This window comes from Rufibacter immobilis (assembly GCF_003721565.1).
GTDB classification, from domain to species: Bacteria; Bacteroidota; Bacteroidia; order Cytophagales; family Hymenobacteraceae; genus Nibribacter; species Nibribacter immobilis.
Genome location: NZ_RJJE01000017.1, coordinates 811,221 through 832,491, shown reverse-complemented (window position 1 = coordinate 832,491; position 21,271 = coordinate 811,221). Strand labels below are relative to the sequence as shown.

Sequence of the window (21,271 nt, the reverse complement as noted above, 5' to 3'; positions counted from 1 at the left end):
TTACTCTTCGGTCTGGGTAGCAATGGAGATTTTGGCCTTCAGGTCATTGGCAACGCTGCCCACCTTCACCAGGTACTCCACTGGTACGCTTTTGTCTACATTCAACACAACAACCCCCATGCCTTCTTCGGTTCCTCCCAGGGCATTCCCAAGATCGGTTCTAAGGTTTTCCAGGCTGGAGGGTTGTTCGTTTACGAAATATCTGAGGTCTGAGGTAATGGTCACGCTCACCTTCTGCATCACAATACTGCCTTTTGAACTAGAGGGCAAGTTCACGGGCAGTGCCGTAGGGGTCACGAAGTTGGAGGTAAGCATGAAGAAGATCAGCAACAGGAAGATGATGTCTGTCATAGACGACATGCTGAACTCTGCGCTGATTCTGTTTTTAGAACGTAAATTCATTAGGCTTGCGGCTCCTGTAATAAGTCAATGAACTCAATGGAGCTGTACTCCATGTCATGCACAATGCTGTCAATCTTTGATACCAGGAAGTTGTAGCCCACGTAAGCAGGCAAACCAATGATAAGACCGGCTGCGGTAGTTACCATGGCTTCATAGATACCACCGGAGAGCAGTTTGGGGCTGATAGAACCCTCTGCTTGGGCAATAGCGATAAAAGCGCCAATCATCCCCGTTACCGTACCCAAGAAGCCCAGCATGGGAGCAGCACCGGCCACGGTCGCCAATCCGGAAAGATTTTTCTCCAGCTTGGCAATCTCAATTTTTCCTACGTTCTCAATAGAGGCCTCTATGCTTTTCAGCGGCTGGCCAATGCGGGAAATCCCTTTCTCTAGCATGCGCGAGATAGGTGAATTAGTTTGGGCACACAGCATTCTGGCTCCCTGAACATCGCCGGCAATGACCAGGCTCTTCAACCTGCCCAGAAAATCTGAGGGGTTCCTGGACGCCTTCTTGATGGTAAGATAACGTTCCACAAAGATGTAAATGGCAGCAATAGACAGAGCAGCTAAAGGAAACATTGCCCATCCGCCGGCCATGGTTAAGTCTAACAACGATACTGATTCTTGCGTGGCCTCAGCGGTAGTGGCGGCGGCAGTAGTGTCAACGGCGGCAGATGTGGTGATCTGGAGAAGGAAAGCGTTCATGTTAATAGTTAAATACCCAAAGTTCATTGCTGATTTTATCGCGCAACGCCGGTAGAGCTGCGAGGGCTTCGGCCTCGGTAGCGTAATCTGCTACGGAAACGCGTTGCCGCTTGGTGTCATGGGCGGGAGTGACAATTTTGGCATCGTAGCCCTTCTTCATCAGCCGCTTTTGGTTAGTGGCGGCATAGCCATCTAATGAGAACACACCCATAATGACGTAGAAACGGCCTGTCTTTCTTTTAATTGTAGTAGCGTTGGCTACGGCCTCCTCTTTTTTAGCGGCAGGGCGCACTGCCTTTTCCTCAGCTTTTACCGGAGTTGCTGGGGCAGCAACTTCTACCGATTTAGGAGCAGTGGCAAGGTTTTCCTTCTCTAGCACAACTACTTCTGCCGAAGCTACCGAGGCCATTTGCGTTTCGGGGCTGTTTTTTGGGAATTTAGCCAAAACTGAGTCTTCCATGGCCAGTTCCGCCTCAATGGAAGGTTCAATAGGCAACGCCGACTTGTATTGTTCTGTTAACTGAGCTTGCTCAAAAGCATCTGTTTCAACTACTTGTTCAGAAGGCGAAGCTACAGGGGCGGCATTCTCTGAGGTAGAAAACAACGCAAGCGGGTTAAGAGAACCCAAAGCCACCTCCTGCTGCAAAGACAGCAGGTAAATGCCCGCCACCGAAATACCACCAATGATAAGGCTGGCGCCAACGCGGTAGAGTTTCCGGAAACGGCTAGGTGCTTTTTTGCTTTCTAGGTGCTGGTGCGCTGGCTGGTCCTGGTATTTGCCTCTCAGCACCAGTGTGTCTTTGCCAGCAATTGGCTTAGCCACCAGCTCCGGTAACCCGAAAGCGTGCTCCAAGAAATTATCGCTGTCCAGGTTTTCAAATACCACCTTCCGCTCCGCGTTGTAACGGAAAACGCCCACGTCTTTCAGCTCAAATCTATGCTGGGAAAGCAATTGCTCTTTCAGCTCCTGTACAAATTCTGCCACGGCCTGCTGCGCCTGGGACATGGGCCACCGCTGCTGCTGGGCAAGGGTTGAGATCAGGAGGCCATCGTTTACTTTGAGCTGCTCATTGAACGCAATGCGTTTAGAGGGCGGTGTAAACGTATGCTTTACCGGATGGATCTTGGCCGGCGCATAATGCGTGATCAGCCCCCCAAAATCTGGGATGATCACGCAGTCATAAGCGTACAGCAGCGATTTAATGTGGCTCTGGACCATAGGTTTAGAATGAATAAGTAGCCCCGCCCAGGAACGAGATGCCCTGGGTTGGATAATTCACGAAACGTTGGTACTTGCTGCCCAAAAGGTTATTCCCCATCAGGAACACGGAAAAACGCGGCGTAATGCGGTAATCTCCCTTCAGGTTGAGGTCTACTACGGTGTCTGTCTCCTGCAGTACTTTCGTTCCGTCTGCCCGGGTTATTTCCCCAAACGAACTGCTAATATAGTAAAGTTCGCTGTTCAAGAGAATCTTGTCTGAAAGATTATACGTCCCGAAGGCGGTCACTACCATGTCTGGTCTGTGGAATGCTTCTCGTAATGAGGCGGTTGAGTAGTTGTTGCTTTCTACCTTAGCCCCCAGTCGTAATCTCTCTGATTGGTTAAAGGTCAGCTGCCCGAAGAACTGGAATACCTTGGTGACGCCGTCGTCATAGACAAGGTCAAACTTGGACGAATCTGAAACGGCGTTGTTGTAGAAATACAAGTTCCGGAAGTTCTGGTACGCAATACGGCCCGTAAACTGCACGTATTTGCTGATGCTGCCGTTCATCCCACCGTAAAACTCAAGTCCTTTATTTACATCGGCAATTTGCAGGTTCTGGTTCAGGAACGGATTCTCTTTGCTTAGCGTGTACAGCGTGGTTCGCTGGAGATCTCCGCCGGCTCCGGCAAAAATCACCAGCTTGTTCTGGATCACCTGGTACTTTGCCTCCAGGGCCGGGTAAATGTTGAATTTGCGGGCATCATTGATGGTGTCTCCGGTATAGGCAATGGTGGCTCCCAATGTAAGGGCTACTTTATCCTTTTGCAGCTGATAGGTAGGCCTGATTTTGAACAAACCTCTGCCGTAAGAATCTTCCCCTTTGAGGTTGGTGTACGCCAGTTCCGCGTCTACCACTACCTGTGACTCCTGGCTCAGGTCATACCCAAACTTCACGTTCCCGAACAGATGGGTTTCTTTGGCATTAAAGTCATCGCCGGTATAGTTCAGGCCAAGTTTGCCATTGTAGTGGAAGATGTTCTTCTCGTCGGCCAGGTTGTTTAAGTGGCCCTCCACGGCAAAACGGTTATATACCTGTTTAATAGTATTTTTATCTACTTCAGCTACATCTTTTCTTCCGTAGAAATACGCCTGATCCCGCTCATAACCTAAGCTTCCGCCCACCGTGATTGGCCCCAGATAGAGATCTCCGTTCCCTTTGATGTAACTGGTGGAAGAGCCCGAATTCTCGATAGGACCGTGCGCTGACGACAGATGCCCTACTTGTGCGCCAAAGGAAGACTTGTCGCTGCGGTTGTTATGGAAATAGCCTTTGGCATAGATTGTACCGTAATTTCCAACCGCACCTTTCACGTAGTTACCATACAGGGTGGGCAGTTGCTCCTGCTGTATGGTTAATACTTTCATGGGCAGGTTGATGTAATGCTCCGGCAACCGGTATTCATTGAAACGGTAGGTCACCTTTCTGTCGCCCAACTTGGGAGGCTGAATCAGGAATTTTTCAAAGTTGCGGTTCGCCTCCGGCAATTCCAGCACGCGGTTCTTCTCCACCACAATTTCGGTGCTCTCCAACTTGTTGCCTTCGCCCCAACCCGTCTGAGCATGAGCGGCCGGTAATAAGCCCAGCAAAAAGAGAGCAGACACGCCTGCCCATTTTGTTGTATATCTCATTTTATTAGTTCTTAGGGGCATTTGCCGGTGAAACAGTATTTTCCAACTCCGCCAGTTTGGCTCTGGCCTCTGACTTGATTTCCTCCAGCGGCGAATTCTCAATAATGGAGTTCAACGTGGCTTTCGCCTGGAAGGCCTCATTCTGGGCAACGTACACATCGGCAATCAATAAGAAAGTCTTGCCCAACCACAGGTCATAGTCGCCAAAGGTCTGGCTGAAGGCAAATCCCTGGTCCAGGGCTTCTTTGTACTTCTTCTGCTTGTAGAAGATCTCCGCGAGCAGATAATGGGCCTCGGCTCCGTTCTCGTCGGTGGCCGAGGTGGCCGCCGTGCGGAATTCTTTCTCCGCCTGATCTAAACGTCCCAAGGCATAGCTGGCTTTCCCTCTGTACAGCAGCGCAGAGTTATAAGCGTTCAACGTAGCATTGCCACGGGCAATCAATTCATCGGCAATCAGGATGGTATTGTTGAAGTCATTGGTGAAGTAGAAACTCTTCATAAGACCCATCAAAGCATTTGCCTGCTCCTTCTTATTCACTGCCAGATCGCGCAAACGGGAGTAAAAATTAGCGGCCTCGGTATAATTGCCATTCTCAAACTCCATATCAGCCACGCGCTGAACGGCTTTGCTTAGGTACTCAGACTTGCCCTGTATGGCAACCTCTTTGAGGCTGCGCAAGGCGTTCTCTTTGTCATTGCTGCGGTAGTAGGAATCACCCAGAAAGTAGCGGGCATTAGGCACCGAGGAACTGGCCGGATAATTCTTCAGGAAAGCCTCAAACTTAGGAATGGCCTGTTTGTACTTTTCATTAAAGTAAAGTGATTTAGCAGCTTCAAATTCAACACTTTCCAAAGCATCACTTTCTGGGTTGGCAGCCTTGAATTTTGCTAGGTAGGTATCTAATTGCTCGGTCTGGTTGGCGGCTCCTAAGGCCTCCTGCAACGAGTAAAGTGCACTATTGGCCACCGGGCTGGTGGGGTACTGATCAATCACCCGCTTAAAATCTGCAATTGCCTCGTTTTGGCGGCGCAGGTTCATGTTGGCTACCCCCCGTTTCTGCAACGCATTAGGGACTAAGGTGCTGCCGGAGTGGTTATCAATCAGGTCGCTGAAAGAGGCAATGGCCGGGGCGTAGTTCGCATTCTCAAAGTCAATCACCCCTTTCTGGTACACCGCATCATCAGCGTAGCGCGATTTGGGGTACGAGCGCAGCAAGGTCTGCAAACTCTGAATAGCCTGGTCTCTACGGTTGGTGAGGTTGTAGACCACGCCTTTCTGGAAATGTACGTAGTCGGCATCCGGGGTTTTGGAGGCCAAGGCCTGATCATAATACGTGAGCGCCTGGCTGTAGTCTTTCGTCACATAGTAGCAATCGGCCAGACGGATCATGGCATCTGTGTAGTTCGGGTTGCCGGCTCTTACACTATTGTCGTTGAGGTAAGCCTTGAAGTGTGTGAGGGCTTTGTCATACTGCTTGTCATTGTAGTACGCGTACCCAATGCCGTAGCGAGACTTCACATAGAATTCCGTGCGGCCCGAGTTGGGTGTCTGGAACACCGCTCCGTAGCTATTGATGGCTTGCGGCCAGCGCTGCCCAATGGAATAGGCTTCGCCTTTGAGGAAGTTGCTGCCCGCTTGGATTTCTTTGTCATACGGGAAGCCCAGAGACTTATCCAACATGGCCACGGCTTGCTGAAACAGTTGGTCGTTGTACAGCTTCACGGCCTGGTAATACGTTACCCGCTGGTAGGTTTCATTGATGCGGTGGCTGCGTCTTGGCAGTTTCTCAATGTGCTGGATGGCCTCCAGGTAATTGCTGGAGTTCAGGTACGCCTCGCTCAGGATGTCATCCACTTCGTCACTGAACCTTGATTCCGGGAAGTCTTTGGAGAAGGAAGCCAGCGAGTTGATGACCTCAGAGAAATTACCCAGCTCATAGTTCAGCTGCGCATATTTCACGGTGGCTCCCTCTTTTACGTTACGGTCAATGTTAAGCTTCCGGGCCTGGTCAAATGCACCCAAGGCGAATTGCTTGTTATTGTCTTTGAGGTAGCTCAACCCCAGGTGGTAAGAAGCGTTCTGGCCCAGTGAGTCTGAGTGAAACGCCACCGCCTTCAGGTTCTGGATAGAGCTCTTGAAATCGTTGTTCTTGTAATCCGCGATCCCCATTTTGTACTGCACGGTTTTATCCAGAGTTCTTTTCCCCTGAGCGTAGCCTTTGAAGTACTTAGACGCCGACTTAAAATCATTGCGCTGGAAATAGGCATCGCCTACCAGCAGTTCAATCTCTTCGGGGTTCTGCACGCGCGGGCTCATGGACAGAGACTTCTCGCCGTAGCTGATCACCTCCGCAAAGTTCTTCTCCTTGTACAGCACCTCGGTGAGCATGTACGGCACCGCCGTGCGGTAATTCTCGTCCTGCTCGGCCACTTTCAAGTCTAATTTAGCCCCGATGTAGTCGCCTTCGCGGTACGCGAGGTAACCGGCGTAATAGCTGGAGGCATAGGCATACTTGTGGTTGCCTTTCTTGTTGCGGTCAAACAGCTGCTTGGCTTTGGTGTAGTTCTTCTTGATGAAGTAGGAATAGCCCAGTTTGAAGTCTGATTCTTTCAGCTGCTCTTCGTCCAAGCGGTCAGCTGGGGCTTTCTCCAGATACTCGATGGCCTTGTCATAGTTCTTACTGTCAAACAGGGAGGTCCCCAGCTCAAAGAAAGCCGTGGCCGCCTTGGGGTGCGACGGGTAGCGCGCGGCAAACTGCAAGACCAACTGCTCAGCGTCTGGGTGAAAGAGATGCAGGCCACTGATGGCGTAGTAATACTGCGCGTCGGCGGTTTTCTGCGGATCATTGATGAGCCGGATGTACTCGCCGAAGGCTTGTTGGGCTGCCCCAAACTTTTCGCGGTCAAAGAGTTCCAGTCCTTCGTGGAAGAAGCGCTCTTCAGAGCGGAAGGTGAGCGGATGCTGCGCGTGCGCAACCTGAGCCCCTCCCAGCAAAACCGTTGCCAAAGCAAACTTGTGAGGTAGTTTCATATGCAAATAGGCTTAAGGCAGCCGCCAGCGGAAAACATTTCTGCGTCACCACGACTGGCCCGTCCTTCAAAATTAGAAAAAAATGCGGGTAACCGGCAGCTTAAATGACAGGTTAGCCTTTTGGTGCAAACGATAATATAGTGATTTTAGCATTTAACCCTTCGCTAAAAATTCCTGTTTTGGGGCTAATTTGGGAAAAATGGCCGCTAAACGGAAATCAGCGGAGCACCGGCACGGGGTGCAGAATCTTGAAGACGAGTTCCCGCAGAATGGCCGCGTCTGAAAGTGAACCGCCCTCAATGCCTTTGCTCTGCAGATCTGCCAGGTGGATGAAGGTGATGATCTGCAGCACCCGCTGGTACGGGTATGCCCTGAGGGCCTGCAAGTACTCCTTGGCCAGAAAACCGCGGTTCCCCAGCTCCTTGGCTACCGTCTGTTCCGTAATCTGGGGCAGCAGGTGCAAGGTCATGAGCTTAGAGAAAAACGAGAACAGCAGCACCAGGTTAGGGATGAGCGGATTGTCTTTGGGATTAGACTCAAAATAGTTGAGAATGCGGTTCGCCTTGAGCACATCTTGTCGGGTGAGGGCATTCTGCAGTTCAAAAATGTTATATTCCTTACTGATCCCGATGTTCTCCTGCACCAGGCGCTCATCTATGGTCTGGCCCGGTTTGAGGTTAATGGACAGTTTCTCAATCTCATTGGCCAGCCGCGAAAGGTCAGACCCGATGTACTCGCCCAGCATCATGACGGCCTGCGGGGTGGCCATCAGGTTCTTGGTCTTGATGAACTGGTTGATCCAGGCGGGCACCTGGTTCTCATAGAGTTTCTTGGTGGTAAGGAACACCGCCTGTTTACTGAGCAGCTTGCCCAGCCGTTTGCGCCCGTCCACGGTTTTATGCTTGTGGCAGAACACCAGAATGGTAGACGGCAGCGGGTTGTTGAGGTAGGCCTCCAGCTGTTTGGCCGCCGGGTCTTTCTCAGGGTCGGCCTCCAGGTTGGGTAGGTTCTGGGCCTCCTTCACAATCACCACCTGCTTGTCAGACATCATGGGGAACCGTTTGGCCTGCAGCAGCACCGTGGGCACATCTGTGTCTTTGCCGTACATCACCACCTGGTTGAAGCCTTTCTCCATGTCATTGAGGGCATGGGCTTCTATGTAGTCAGAGATGAGGTCAATATAATACGGTTCATCGCCCTGCAGAAAATACACAGGGGCAAATTCGCGGTTCTTGAGTTGCTTGAGGATGTCTTCTGCGGTAAGCGCCATAGACAGAACAGTTCTGGATTGGGAGGTTTGACTTTAGGAACGCAATTTACCACTCCCGCCCTCGGATTCCACTATGAGGAGGCACAAAATGCGAAAAAGCCGTTTAGGGGCTCTTTTTCCAAAAACAGGCGCTAAACAGTTTTAATATATAAAATACTATATTTCCTAGACTTCAGTTATACCTATTACTTTATCCAATATCATATAACCGCCTTCGCCACCATGCATTTAATCCAAGATCTAGAAATTAGCCGCAGCATCCTTCCCTTCTTTGATTTCACCAACACCGAATTAAGCAGGAAACGATTGCTTCAATTTTTTTCTGAAGCACCTTCTAGTTTGGAGGAAGTGTTGGAGCGGCAAGCCATCATCAAGAGTTTTATTAGAAATTGGTCTGTCTTAGAGCGATTCAATTACCAAAACATTGACTTCAGGGAAGCCTTTGAGTATTGCACCTATTTATCTAATAAAAAGATAACTAAATCGTCCAATAGCTTCTCAAAACGGCTCTTTTTACTTCTCCAGAACAAAACAATAAAGCAGAAGAAATCTAAGCTTATTCAGCTGGTGCTTCTGTTTGACCATCTCTCCTCCAGGTTTTTCAACAGCATAAACAGCAGCCTTTTTCCTCCCTCCTTTCAGGAGGAACTAAAGGCCTTCTACCTTTTTGTAGAACAAGCTGATATCCAAGGGGTAAGTGCGATAGTGAAACAGAACAGATTCACGAACCGCCAAGCCCTTCGCTTTGAGGAGACTTTACTTCGGCTGGAACCCCGTTTACTCCATAAAGCATGGGAAGCCCTCTTCACCTTTGAGGCTCATTTCTCTATTGCCAAAGGTGTGCTGAAATACGGTTTTGCCTTTCCGCACTTTCAGGAAGGAGTTTTTACCATCACTGAATTCTATCATCCCCTCCTGAAACACCCCGTGAAAAATTCTCTTTCGCTTACAGAAGTAGAAAACATGGTATTGCTTACAGGCCCCAACATGAGCGGCAAATCTACCTTACTTAAAGCCATTGGCCTCTGCGTTTACTTAGCCCATTTGGGGTTGGCAGTCCCGGCGGCGGCTTTTACCCTTCCTTTCTACTCCCTATTATCTATCAACATCAATAGCAAAGATGACTTAATGAGCGGTTACAGCCACTTCATGCACGAGCTCATGGCTTTAAAGGCGGCAGTGCAGCACGCCGCCCATGGAAGTTCCTGCTTTGTGGTATTTGATGAAATCTTCAAAGGCACCGACGCTGATGATGCCCAAGAGATTCTCCAAGAAACCATTGACGGCTTAAAGCCTCACCAGAACAGCCTGTTTTTCTTTTCCACCCACCTTCAGAATTTAAAGAACCACCTGGAGGTGCAGGCTCCTGAAATTAAAAAATGCCACATCTCCTGCACCCTGCAAGACAATAAAGCAACTTTTAACTACCGCTTGGCAGAAGGTTGGTCAGAAGTTAAGATTGGGAAATTGTTATTCGCTCAAACCGGGTTACGAGAGTTGCTGAGGAAGTAGTGTGATTGAGTTCCAAAATGGAAATGAACTGGCATAACTCTCTCCTTCCATCCTTTTAAAAGATGTGTATCTTTGGCCCTTGTAAAATTGAAGCCACATGAATTTAATTGAAGAACTGCGTTGGCGCGGCATGTTGCAGGATACCATGCCCGGCACTGAAGAACAACTGAACGCAGGCATGACTACCGCTTACATTGGGTTTGACCCCACCGCCTCGTCGTTACACATAGGTAACCTGGCTACCATTATGCTGCTGGTGCAGCTGCAGCGGGCGGGCCACAAGCCTATCGCGCTGGTAGGCGGGGCCACCGGGATGATCGGGGACCCCTCCGGGAAATCGGCGGAACGCAACCTGCTTTCTGAGGAAGTGCTGCGCGCCAACCAGGAAGGCATAAGAAAGCAACTGGAGAAATTCCTGAAGTTTGACGGCGTGGAGAACGCCGCCGAGATCGTGAACAACTATGACTGGTTCAAGGAGTTCTCGTTCCTGGATTTCCTGCGCAACGTGGGCAAGCACCTCACGGTAAACTACATGATGAAGAAAGAGTCGGTGCAGAAGCGGATCACGGCCCAGGAAGGCGAGAACGGCGCCGAAGGCCTCTCCTTCACCGAGTTCTCCTACCAGCTGCTACAGGGCTACGACTACTATCACCTCTACAAGCATAAGAACGTGCGCCTGCAAATGGGCGGCTCTGACCAGTGGGGCAACATCACCTCCGGCACCGAGCTCATCCGGCGCATAGAAGGCGGTAAGGCGTACGCGCTCACCACGCCACTAGTGACCAAGGCTGATGGCAGCAAATTCGGTAAGTCTGAGAGCGGCAACGTATGGCTGGACCCCAACATGACCAGCCCTTACAAGTTCTACCAGTTCTGGCTCAACGTAGCCGATGAAGAGGCCGAGAACCTGATCAAGCGTTTCACCCTGCTCAACCAGCAGGAAATTGCCGCTCTGGTAGCCGAGCACCAGCAGGCCCCGCACCTGCGCGTCTTGCAGAAAGCCCTGGCCAAGGAAGTAACCACTACCGTCCATTCCAAAGAGGAGTACGAAAGCGCGGTGGAAGCCTCCCAGATTCTGTTTGGGAAAGGTGACCTGGAGACACTGCGCAACTTGCCGGAGGCTACGCTGCTGGCCGTGTTTGAGGGCGTGCCGCAGATTGAGGTTCCCAAAGAAAGCCTATCGGCGGAGACACCCGTGGTGGACTTCCTGTCTGAGCTTACCCAAAGCCATATTTTTGACTCAAAGGGTGAGGCAAAAAAAATGATCCAGAACGGCGGCGTAAGCATTAACCGCCAGAAAGTAGGCAAGCCCGATGAGTTCCTTACCCAGGATTTCCTGCGCGGCAGCTATCTGGTGGTACAGAAAGGAAAGAAGAACTACTATCTGGTAAAAGCCGTCTAAAACAACAGAAAGACAGCTTTTCATCTCTCCCGTTTAGGGGCCGTTTCCGGAAAAACGACCCCTAAACGGGATTTTTTTTATGAACATACGCCCGACTGGCGGGCATAAAAAAAGGCGGGTTGTTAGACCCACCTTTTTTTATAATATCTTATTAAAGAGCAACTTATTTAGCAGCACCTTCGCTGTTTTTCATATCCTGAACTTCCTTACGGATATCCTGGGCCATGTTTTTCAGATCCTGCATGCCTTTTCTTACGCGAGTACCGGCAGCTGAATTCTTCTTGTCATAGAATTTCTCGAAGTCACTCTCCAGAGATAGAACCAGATCCTTAAGTTTGGAAAAATTGTTCATTAGAGCTTGTTTTAAAGGTTTAACATTACGTTTAATGGCTCTAATATAGGAATTATAAAATAAGGTGCAAAAAAATAAGCGTTTGTATTATTTTATTAACAATGCCTGTTTTTAGACCGTCGCCGAAGATTTAGTATAAAGTCCTTTATCTAGCTTGGCGGAAATTGCCTCAAAAGCAGCGATGGTCTCGGCCACGTCTTCCAGGGTGTGGGCGGCCGTTGGGATCAGGCGGAGCATGATCACATCCTTAGGCACCACCGGGTACACCACAATAGAGCAGAAAATGTTATAATTCTCGCGCAGATCAAGCGTAAGGGCGGTTGCATCCGGAATCTGGCCGTTCAGCAACACCGGTGTCACGGGAGATTCTGTAGTCCCAATGTTGAAGCCTTTCTCGCGCAGGCCGCTTTGCAGGGCGTTCACCACTTTCCAAAGGTTATCTTTCAGCTCAGGCTTGTTGCGGAGCAGTTCCAGACGCTTCAGGGCTCCTACCACCAGAGTCATGGGTAATGATTTGGCGTAGGTCTGTGAGCGCATGTTGTAGCGCAGGTATTCAATCACCTGCTCATTGCTTGCCACAAACGCACCAATGCTAGCCATAGACTTGGCAAAGGTAGAGAAGTAGATGTCAATGCCATCCTGCACGCCCAGGTGCTCGCCGGTACCGGCACCCGTGGCCCCCATGGTACCAAACCCGTGTGCATCGTCAATGAACAGGCGGAAGCTGAATTTCTCCTTCAGGGCAACAATCTCCTTCAGTTTACCCAAGTTACCGCTCATGCCAAACACTCCTTCGGTGATCACCAAAATACCGCCGCCGGTTTCGTTGGTTAAGCGGGTGGCCCGCTGCAGCTGCTTCTCCAGGCTCTCAATGTTGTTGTGCTGGTACACAAAACGCTTGCCTTGGTGCAGACGCACGCCGTCAATGATGCAGGCGTGTGACTCGGCATCGTACACAATAACGTCATGGCGGTCTACCATCGCATCAATAATGGAAACAACCCCTTGGTAACCGAAGTTAAGCAGGAATGCATCTTCTTTCTGCACAAACTCTGCTAACTCATTTTCTAAGCGCTCATGGTTATTGGAATTACCAGACATGATGCGGGCACCCATGGGCAACGCCATCCCAAACTCAGCAGCGGCATCGGCGTCAGCTTTCCTTACTTCGGGGTGGTTGGCCAGGCCCAAGTAATTGTTCAAGCTCCAGGTCAATACCTGCTTGCCCCTGAACGTCATACGGGGAGCGATTTCGCCCTCCAGTTTAGGAAACGTGAAGTAACCGTGTGCGTAGTGAGAATGGCTGCCAAGCGGTCCGCGGTTGGCCAATAACTTTTCAAATAAATCCACTTTAGATAAGGTTAAGGCGGTTAATGATGCGAAGGGTGAATTATAGCCTTCTTAAATCAAATTGAAGTACCTAAAAGGTTGGCAAATTTACATTGATTGTCTTCAAATACAAAGTAAGCGCCAGCCAGATACACAAATTCATCTTTTAACTTTGCCCAGAATGCCCGTTCTTTGGAAAACTAACCGAACCGTACTCACCAAAATGAAGAAAATCGAAAAGCTACTGGTGGCTAACCGCGGCGAGATAGCCTTGCGCGTGATGCGTTCTGCCCGCGAAATGGGCATTAAAACCGTGGCCATTTACTCTGAGGCCGACCGCCAGGCGCTGCACGTCCGCTACGCCGACGAGGCGGTCTGTGTGGGCCCTCCTGCGTCCAGTGCTTCTTACCTGCGTGCCGATGTGATTCTGGACGTGTGCAAGCGCCTGGGCGTTGACGCCATCCACCCCGGTTACGGATTTCTTTCTGAGAACGCTGGTTTCGCGCAACAGGTGCAGGAGGCCGGCATCACGTTTATTGGTCCGTCCCCGGAAGCCATTGAACTTATGGGCTCTAAACTGGCGGCCAAAGCGGCCGTGGCGCAGTACAACATTCCCATGGTACCGGGCACGGAATATGCCATCACAGACATTGAAGAAGCTAAAGTCATAGCCACTAACATTGGGTTCCCTATCCTGATCAAAGCCAGCGCCGGCGGCGGCGGAAAAGGAATGCGCGTGGTGGAACGGGTCTCTGAGTTTGAGGAGCAGATGCAGCTGGCCGTGAGCGAGGCTACCTCCGCCTTCGGCGATGGTTCGGTGTTTATAGAGAAATACATCGGCTCGCCGCGCCACATTGAGATACAGGTTTTGGGAGACACCCACGGCAATATTGTGCACCTGTTTGAGCGCGAGTGCTCCATCCAGCGCCGTCACCAGAAAGTGATTGAAGAGGCTCCTTCTGCGGTGCTCACCCCTGAATTGCGCGACCAGATGGGCCGCTGCGCGGTAGACGTGGCCAAAGCCTGCAACTACGTGGGCGCCGGTACCGTGGAGTTCCTCCTGGACGGGAACCTGAATTTCTACTTCCTGGAGATGAACACCCGCCTACAGGTAGAACACCCCGTAACGGAGCAGATCACCGGTTTGGATCTTGTGAAAGAGCAGATTTTGGTGGCTCAGGGCGCCCCGCTCTCCTTCGCTCAGGAAGACCTCACCATTAACGGCCACGCCTTGGAACTGCGCGTGTACGCTGAAGATCCTACCAATAACTTCCTCCCAGACATTGGAACCCTCACCACCTACAAGCGCCCTCAAGGATTGGGGGTACGCGTGGACGACGGATTTGAGGAAGGCATGGAAATCCCGATCTACTATGACCCCATGATCGCGAAGCTGGTGACCTTTGGGAAAGACCGGCAAGAGGCTATAGATAAAATGATCAGGGCCATTGATGAGTACCAGATCACCGGCATTGAGACCACGCTGCCTTTCGGGCGGTTTGTGATGGAGCACGAGGCGTTCCGTTCCGGCAACTTTGACACCAAATTCATCAACCGCTATTTCCAGGACCCTTCGGTTCTCAAGCCTTCGCCCGCTCCAGAGGAAGAGGAAATCGCGGCCGTGTTGGCTGCTCTTTTTGCCGGTAAAGCCAAGAAAACCACCTCTACCCCATCTGCTGCTGTTACGCCTACGGGCGGTATGTCTGACTGGCGGAAGAACAGAATGAAATAGTTTCCCAGTTTAGGCCGATTTTTGGAAAAACGGCCCCTAAACCCATCATAGCTTTACAGCAAAAAGGCCCGGCAAATACGCCGGGCCTTTTTTACTTTAGGTCTCAATGAGCGTAAAAAAGAATTCCTGTTTAGGGGCCGTTTTTCTGAAAACAGGCCCTAAACAGGAATGTGAAAGGAAAGAACCTCTAGCCTTATTACATCAGATCAAACAGGTTCTTTACTCCTATGTATCTCTCTTTGGTGAAGCCTTCGCCGTAAACGGCCCCAATGGCATGCCCAAATTCCAGGGCTCGGGCCTCTATGAACCGCATAAACTCCGGCGAGGAGATGTAGGTGGCCGGTTCTGAAGTGTTCTCACTGGCTGGCGTGAAAAACTGGCTTTTGAAAGCTCTGATGGCCTCCACCTTTTGCTCCCAGTACGGCGTGATGTCTACGATAAGATCTGGGGTAATGAACCGATCCTGGATGTAATGATAGACGGCCTTTGGTCGCCAGGGCTGTTGTTCCTCACCATCGGCGGCAAGGGTCTTGATCTGCCGAAGCCCCGAGAAGAAGCAAGATTCTGAAACCAACTGGCTTCCCCGCCCATGGTCTGGGTGACGGTCCTGCACGGCGTTCATCAAGACAATCTCGGGTTGGTACTTTCTTATGGCCTGAATCACTTTCCGTTGGTGTTCTTCGTCGTTCCTAAAGAATCCATCAGCCATCCCTAAATTCTCGCGCGCATCCAGTTGCAAAACCGCGGCGGCGGCGGCGGCTTCCTGCGCTCTGGTTTCAGGGGTACCCCGGGTGCCTAGTTCTCCCCTGGTAAGATCTATTATCCCGATTTTCTTTCCCTGGGCTTTATGGGCCAAAAGTGTACCCACGCATCCCAACTCGGCATCATCTGGATGGGAGGCGAAGGCTAGTATATCTAATTTCATGTTTCGCTTATTTGATACGCAAGCTGCGGCCTACGCGCAACGTGGTTCTGGTGGTAATGCGGTTAAGACGCGTGATCTGACTTACCGATACTCCGTATTTACGGGCTATAGAACCCAATACCTCCCCGCTTCTCACCTTGTGGTATACCGTCCTGCGGGCTCTACTGGCCGAGGAAGACTTTTTACCGGTACGGTTGTAATAACTGAATAAAGCCGAGGTGATAGTGAAGTTTTCATCTTTGAGCAAGTAGCCGGGGAAATTGTACAACTCCTCAGGGTCAATGGGATTGCCCTCGTAGCGTACCTCATAGTGAAGGTGCGGCCCTGAACTACGGCCGGTGCTCCCGCCCCAGCCAATCAACTCACCTGCTTTCACATATTGCCCCACTTTGGCCACCGGTCGGCTTAAGTGACCATAGAGGGTCTCCAAACCGTTCACGTGCCGCACTACCAGGTAGTTGCCGTAGCCGCCGCCGTCCCATTTAGAAATCCGGATAACTCCGTCAAACGCCGCTTTCACGGAGTCGCCGGTATCTAGGTCAAGGTCAGTGCCATAGTGCCACCGGTAGCCCCGGAAGCCGAAGTCAGAAGTGATGGGGGTTTTCACCAGCGGCATTTTATAGGCATGCCGTTCGTCATATAACTTAAGGGCAATGGTGTCTTTGATCTGGCGGCCATCTTTACGGTAAGGATTGATGTTGCGGGTATCCCAGATGGCATAATAGGCAGCGATCTTGATCCAGACGCTGTCGTCTACCTGAATCTCCTCAGACATCTCCACAATGCTCTGTTCCCCCAGATCAAGGGTACTGGTATCTTCGCTCACGATAGACAGCTTGCGCACCGGGCTGAACTCCCCGCGCTTGGGTTGATCGCCTTCCTGCAGCGTTTCCTGCTTGATCACCACAGAAGTGTCTGGCTTCACATAGTTGATCTTGGGCGTTTTCCTTTTGAAGAGGTCTCGATTAGTTCTCTTTTTCTGGGCCTGCGCCAAATGCCCAGTAAAGGCGAAGCAGGCCAGCACGAGAAAGAAGAGTATTTTTCTTAAAAGCATTTAATCCAATTATTCACCGGAGCCAACATAGCTTGGGTTCGGCTTTAAAACTGTAAAAGCCGCCGTTTTATTGCTTGCACAAAGGCCACGGCGGCTTTTACTATTATCTCTTAATGATATTCCAGCGAAGCGAGATACCTTTCGGCATCCAGGGCAGCCATACAACCTGTTCCGGCGGCCGTAATAGCCTGGCGGTACACATTGTCCTGCACATCGCCGCAGGCGAACACGCCGTCTACATTGGTTTTGGACGTTCCCGGAATGGTCTTCAGATATCCGTTGGCGTCATGCTCCAGGTACGGCTGGAAGATTTTAGAATTAGGCTCATGCCCAATGGCCACAAAGAATCCTTTCACGGCAATGTCTCTGGTCTCTCCGGAGCGGGTATCCTTGATACGGGCTCCTTCCACCCCAAACTCACCTAAAATTTCCTCTGTTACGCTGTTCCAAAGGATTTCAATGTTAGGCGTGTTCTGCACGCGCTGCTGCATGATCAGGGAAGCTTTCATCTCATCCCGACGAACGATCATGTAGACTTTGGAGCAGAGGTTAGACAGGTAATGGGCTTCTTCGCAGGCCGTGTCACCAGCTCCTACAATGGCCACCTCCTGGCCCCGGTAGAAGAACCCGTCGCACACGGCGCAGGCAGAAACACCGCTCCCGTTTAGGCGGGCCTCAGACTCCAGCCCCAGCCATTTGGCCGAAGCCCCGGTGGCAATGATCACGGTGTCTGCCTCTATTTCTTTCTGCTCGTCTATGGTAACTTTATGGGGTTTACCGGAGAAATCAACGGATGTGGCAATGCCATATCTAATATCCGTTCCGAAACGCTCCGCCTGCTGACGGAAATCTTCCATCATCTGAGGGCCATTCACGCCGGTAGGGTATCCTGGGTAATTTTCAACGTCGTTGGTAATGGTCAACTGACCACCTGGCTGCAAGCCTTGGTACATCACCGGCTTTAAACCGGCACGCGAGGCGTAAATAGCGGCAGTGTATCCGGCAGGGCCGGAACCTATGATCAAACACTTTACGCGCTCCTTTTGGTTTTCCATATCAGGTAAAGATTTTCGGAGTGCAATATTACAAATAATTTTAGAGACACGTCAGTAGTAACAGCGTCTATCCCTGTCAGGCCAGCTTCACCCCTGCAAACTCTCTAAGTTTCTGCTCGGCCCTGGTAATTTATAAAGTTCCTATTTATGGAATTTTATTGGCCTGGCAATTGAATTATTCCGTTTTAGATTAACTCACTTGTGGTGGGTGAGAGTTCCTTTTGGTATTGTGAAAGTGCGTTTAGGGGCAGTTTTAAGAAAAAGAGCCCCTATACGCACTTATCATTAGAATATAACAAAACAAAAGCCTTGGCTCCCACAGAAGCCAAGGCTTTCAAAAATGTAAACGTAACTTATCCCAAATAAGGCTTTAAGGCTTTGCTCCGTGAGGTATGGCGTAAACGACGAATCGCTTTCTCTTTGATTTGGCGCACGCGCTCACGGGTAAGGTTAAACTTCTCACCAATTTCCTCCAAAGTCAATGAATGCTCTCCGTTCAGTCCAAAGTAAAGGGTGATTACATCGGCTTCCCGTTTGGTCAGCGTAGAAAGAGCACGCTGTACTTCTTTACGGAGTGAATCGTTCATCAGGCCGGTATCCGGTGATTCTTCATCTTCGTTTTCCAGCACGTCTAACAGACGGTTTTCCTCGCCCTGCACAAAAGGGGCGTCTACTGACACGTGACGGCCGGAGATCTTCAGGGTGTCTACTACCTCGGCAGTGGTCAGTTCCAGTACTTCGGCAATTTCTTCCGGAGAAGGCTCCCGCTCAAACTTCTGCTCCAACTCTGAGAATGACTTGGAGATTTTATTCAAAGAACCTACCCGGTTTAAGGGCAAGCGTACAATTCTTGACTGTTCTGCCAACGCCTGCAGGATAGACTGACGGATCCACCATACGGCGTAGGAGATAAATTTAAAACCACGGGTTTCATCAAAACGCTTGGCCGCTTTGATCAGACCTAAGTTACCTTCGTTGATCAAGTCGCCCAGGGAAAGTCCTTGGTTTTGGTATTGCTTCGCCACTGACACCACGAAGCGTAAGTTGGCTTTGGTTAATTTCTCGAGGGCGAACTGATCGCCTTCTCTGATGCGCTGGGCAAGCGTTACCTCCTCATCTGGGGTGAGCAAGTCCACCTTTCCAATCTCCTGAAGATATTTATCTAAGGACTGGCTTTCCCGGTTGGTAATCTGCTTGCTTATTTTCAGCTGTCTCATTGGAGTGTATTTCTATCTGTGTGTATCTGTGTAAGTAGGACTAGTGAATTAACACCCAGCCCAGCTCCAAAAGTTCTATTTCTAAAAAAACAAGCATAACTACTTAATTAGTAAGCTTATTTTTAAGAATTAGCACGAAAACCCAGCCAAAGCCGCACCGTTTGGAGCAGCTTTAGCTGGGTTCCGGCTGAAAAAAAGTTAGTCGTTTTTAGGGGCAGCGTCTTTACGCTCTGGCTTTGGCAGCAACGCCTTGCGTGAAAGTTTGAATTTGCCAGTCTTAGGGTCAATGTCCACCAATTTCACTTTGATTTCCTCGCCTAATTCCAGCACACCTTCCATACTTTCCAAACGTTCCCATTTTACCTCAGAGATGTGCAACAGACCGTCTTTGCCGGCCATGAACTCTACAAAGGCACCGTATGGCTGGATAGATTTCACCTTACCGGTGTATACTTCCCCTACTTCAGGAACGGCAACAATGGCTTTGATTTTGGAAACCGCCATTTGCATAGCGTCTTGGTTCGTGGCAAATACGTTCACGTACCCTTTGTCGTTTTTCTCCTCAATCTGGATCACCGCACCAGAGTCACGCTGGATCTGCTGAATCACTTTACCACCTGGTCCAATCACGGCACCAATGAATTCTTTGTCAATGATGATGTTCTGTGAACGAGGAGTATGCGGCTTGAAGTCAGCGTTTGGCTGCGCGATGGTTTTAGTCATCTCGCCTAAGATGTGCAGACGACCGTTTTTAGCTTGATTTAATGCTTGGCCTAAGATTTCAAAGGAAAGACCTTTCACTTTTATGTCCATCTGGCAAGCAGTGATCCCTTTAGCGGTACCAGTCACTTTGAAGTCCATATCACCTAAGTGGTCTTCATCGCCCAGAATGTCAGAAAGTACGGCAAAGTTGCCGGTTTCTTCGTCCATGATTAAGCCCATGGCAATACCAGATACCGGTGCAGAGATCTGGATACCAGCGTCCATGAGAGCCAAAGTACCAGCACACACGGTAGCCATAGATGAAGATCCGTTAGACTCCAAAATATCTGACACAATGCGGATGGTGTATGGGTTTTCGTCTTCCGGTGGCAATACTTTCTTCAACGAACGCATGGCTAGGTTCCCGTGCCCAACTTCTCTACGACCTGTACCACGCATTGGCTTGGCTTCACCGGTAGAGAATGGAGGGAAGTTATAGTGCAGCATGAACTTGTTGTAACCGGAGAACATGGCTCCGTCAATCATCTGCTCATCCAGCTTGGTACCTAAGGTAACGGTAGTCAACGACTGGGTTTCACCGCGGGTGAAGATAGCTGAACCGTGGGCCGAAGGCAAATAGTTTACCTCTGACCAGATGGGACGGATTTCCTCCAGTTGACGGCCATCTAAACGGCGGCGCTCTTTCAGAACCACGTCACGTACGGCCTCTTTCTCCGCATCATGGAAATACTTGCCAATTAACGTGGCGTCATACGTATGATCCTCAGGTAAGGAGGCTACAAACTCTTCTTTGATGGCTTTGAAAGCGGCTTTGCGCTCAGCTTTCACATTGTTACCAGAGGCTGCTACCTGGTAGGCTTTGTCATAGACTGCCTTGAAGATTAACTCCTTTAGCTCAAGATCATTGGTTTCATGGCTGTATTCACGCTTGGTGGTATTGCCTACCTCCTGCGCCAATTCTATCTGAGCCTGTACCTGGCCTTTGATTGCCTCGTGTGCCACCCGGATCGCCTCCAGCATTTCTGCCTCAGACACTTCGTTCATTTCCCCTTCCACCATGGCTACACTGTCAGCGGAACCACCTACGATCAGGTCGATGTCAGCACGTTTCAGGTCAGAAAGCAATGGGTTGATCTGATACTCACCATCAATGCGGGCCACGCGTACCTCAGAGATAGGGCCGTTGAACGGAATATCAGAAACGGAGATAGCCGCAGAAGCAGCCAGGGCTGCCAAAGCATCAGGCAATATCTCAGCGTCAGCGGAGATCAGGTTGATGATCACTTGTGTTTCTGCGTGGTAGTCCTCAGGGAACATAGGACGCAGAATGCGGTCCACTAAACGGCTGATCAGGATCTCATAGTCAGAAAGGCGGGCTTCTCTTTTGAGGAAACCACCGGGAATTTTACCGGAAGAGGCGAATTTTTCTTGGTAATCAACTGATAACGGAAGAAAATCCACTCCCTCACGAGCTTCTTTGTTTGACACTACTGTTGCCAATAGCATCGCGTTTCCGCATTTCACCACCACTGATCCGTCAGCTTGTTTTGCAAGTTTCCCGGTTTCAATCGTGATATCCCGGCCATTGGCCATGCGGATGGTTTTATTTATAGCGTTATATGACATCTTTCTTTGTATAAGAGGCAATCAATGTAAAAGGCACCCACAG

Annotated in this window: 16 protein-coding genes; 3 read left to right on the top strand and 13 right to left on the bottom strand. The window is 50.3% G+C overall.

Annotation, left to right across the window (positions count from 1 at the left end; genetic code table 11):
- The 6 genes from EFA69_RS16395 to holA all read right to left on the bottom strand — a co-directional run bounded on the left by EFA69_RS16395 (window position 1) and on the right by holA (window position 8,301).
- Window positions 1-402, bottom strand: a complete 402-nt coding sequence (locus EFA69_RS16395) for an ExbD/TolR family protein (RefSeq protein WP_123134163.1) — start codon at window positions 400-402, stop codon at window positions 1-3.
- Window positions 402-1,106 carry a MotA/TolQ/ExbB proton channel family protein gene (locus EFA69_RS16390; protein ID WP_183906832.1) on the bottom strand — a complete coding sequence of 235 codons (705 nt, stop codon included), beginning with the start codon at window positions 1,104-1,106 and terminating at the stop codon, window positions 402-404. Before EFA69_RS16390 ends, EFA69_RS16395 begins: the two co-directional genes overlap by 1 nt.
- Window position 1,107: 1 nt before the next feature.
- Window positions 1,108-2,325: an HU domain-containing protein gene (locus EFA69_RS16385; RefSeq protein ID WP_123134162.1), complete on the bottom strand. Its 1,218-nt coding sequence runs from the start codon at window positions 2,323-2,325 to the stop codon at window positions 1,108-1,110.
- Window positions 2,326-2,329: 4 nt separating this feature from the next.
- On the bottom strand, window positions 2,330-4,000 hold the full coding sequence (locus EFA69_RS16380; protein WP_123134161.1) for a TonB-dependent receptor: 1,671 nt from the start codon (window positions 3,998-4,000) through the stop codon (window positions 2,330-2,332).
- 4 nt (window positions 4,001-4,004) lie between these two features.
- Window positions 4,005-7,031, bottom strand: a complete 3,027-nt coding sequence (locus tag EFA69_RS16375; RefSeq protein WP_123134160.1) for a tetratricopeptide repeat protein — start codon at window positions 7,029-7,031, stop codon at window positions 4,005-4,007.
- A 217-nt stretch (window positions 7,032-7,248) separates the two neighbouring features.
- Window positions 7,249-8,301, bottom strand: a complete 1,053-nt coding sequence (holA, locus tag EFA69_RS16370) for a DNA polymerase III subunit delta (protein ID WP_123134159.1) — start codon at window positions 8,299-8,301, stop codon at window positions 7,249-7,251.
- A gap of 306 nt (window positions 8,302-8,607) precedes the next feature.
- Between holA and EFA69_RS16365 the strand changes: the two genes are divergently transcribed.
- Together EFA69_RS16365 and tyrS are read left to right on the top strand one after the other, a co-directional pair.
- On the top strand, window positions 8,608-9,813 hold the full coding sequence (locus EFA69_RS16365; RefSeq protein ID WP_221175760.1) for a MutS-related protein: 1,206 nt from the start codon (window positions 8,608-8,610) through the stop codon (window positions 9,811-9,813).
- Window positions 9,814-9,910: 97 nt separating this feature from the next.
- Entirely contained in the window at window positions 9,911-11,215 is a 1,305-nt protein-coding gene (gene tyrS / locus EFA69_RS16360) for a tyrosine--tRNA ligase (protein ID WP_123134157.1), read from the top strand.
- Between the two features lie 163 nt (window positions 11,216-11,378).
- Here tyrS and EFA69_RS16355 read toward each other — a convergent pair whose 3' ends face one another.
- Both EFA69_RS16355 and EFA69_RS16350 read right to left on the bottom strand, forming a co-directional pair.
- A complete protein-coding gene (locus EFA69_RS16355; RefSeq protein WP_123134156.1) occupies window positions 11,379-11,567 on the bottom strand; it encodes a histone H1 in 189 nt (62 codons plus the stop codon).
- Between the two features lie 111 nt (window positions 11,568-11,678).
- Complete coding sequence (locus EFA69_RS16350) at window positions 11,679-12,917, bottom strand: aminotransferase class I/II-fold pyridoxal phosphate-dependent enzyme (RefSeq protein WP_123134155.1); 1,239 nt, start codon at window positions 12,915-12,917, stop codon at window positions 11,679-11,681.
- A 202-nt stretch (window positions 12,918-13,119) separates the two neighbouring features.
- Between EFA69_RS16350 and accC the strand changes: the two genes are divergently transcribed.
- Complete coding sequence (accC, locus tag EFA69_RS16345) at window positions 13,120-14,628, top strand: acetyl-CoA carboxylase biotin carboxylase subunit (protein ID WP_123134154.1); 1,509 nt, start codon at window positions 13,120-13,122, stop codon at window positions 14,626-14,628.
- 196 nt (window positions 14,629-14,824) lie between these two features.
- Here the strand turns inward: accC and bshB1 are convergent, their stop codons facing one another.
- The 5 genes from bshB1 to pnp form a co-directional block, all read right to left on the bottom strand.
- Window positions 14,825-15,553, bottom strand: a complete 729-nt coding sequence (bshB1, locus tag EFA69_RS16340; protein ID WP_123134153.1) for a bacillithiol biosynthesis deacetylase BshB1 — start codon at window positions 15,551-15,553, stop codon at window positions 14,825-14,827.
- A 7-nt stretch (window positions 15,554-15,560) separates the two neighbouring features.
- Window positions 15,561-16,607 carry a M23 family metallopeptidase gene (locus EFA69_RS16335; protein WP_183906831.1) on the bottom strand — a complete coding sequence of 349 codons (1,047 nt, stop codon included), beginning with the start codon at window positions 16,605-16,607 and terminating at the stop codon, window positions 15,561-15,563.
- 110 nt (window positions 16,608-16,717) lie between these two features.
- Entirely contained in the window at window positions 16,718-17,662 is a 945-nt protein-coding gene (gene trxB / locus EFA69_RS16330) for a thioredoxin-disulfide reductase (protein ID WP_123134152.1), read from the bottom strand.
- Between the two features lie 353 nt (window positions 17,663-18,015).
- A complete protein-coding gene (locus EFA69_RS16325) occupies window positions 18,016-18,879 on the bottom strand; it encodes a sigma-70 family RNA polymerase sigma factor (protein ID WP_048920485.1) in 864 nt (287 codons plus the stop codon).
- Between the two features lie 198 nt (window positions 18,880-19,077).
- Window positions 19,078-21,228: a polyribonucleotide nucleotidyltransferase gene (gene pnp, locus EFA69_RS16320; protein ID WP_123134151.1), complete on the bottom strand. Its 2,151-nt coding sequence runs from the start codon at window positions 21,226-21,228 to the stop codon at window positions 19,078-19,080.
- Between the last annotated feature and the right edge of the window lie 43 nt (window positions 21,229-21,271).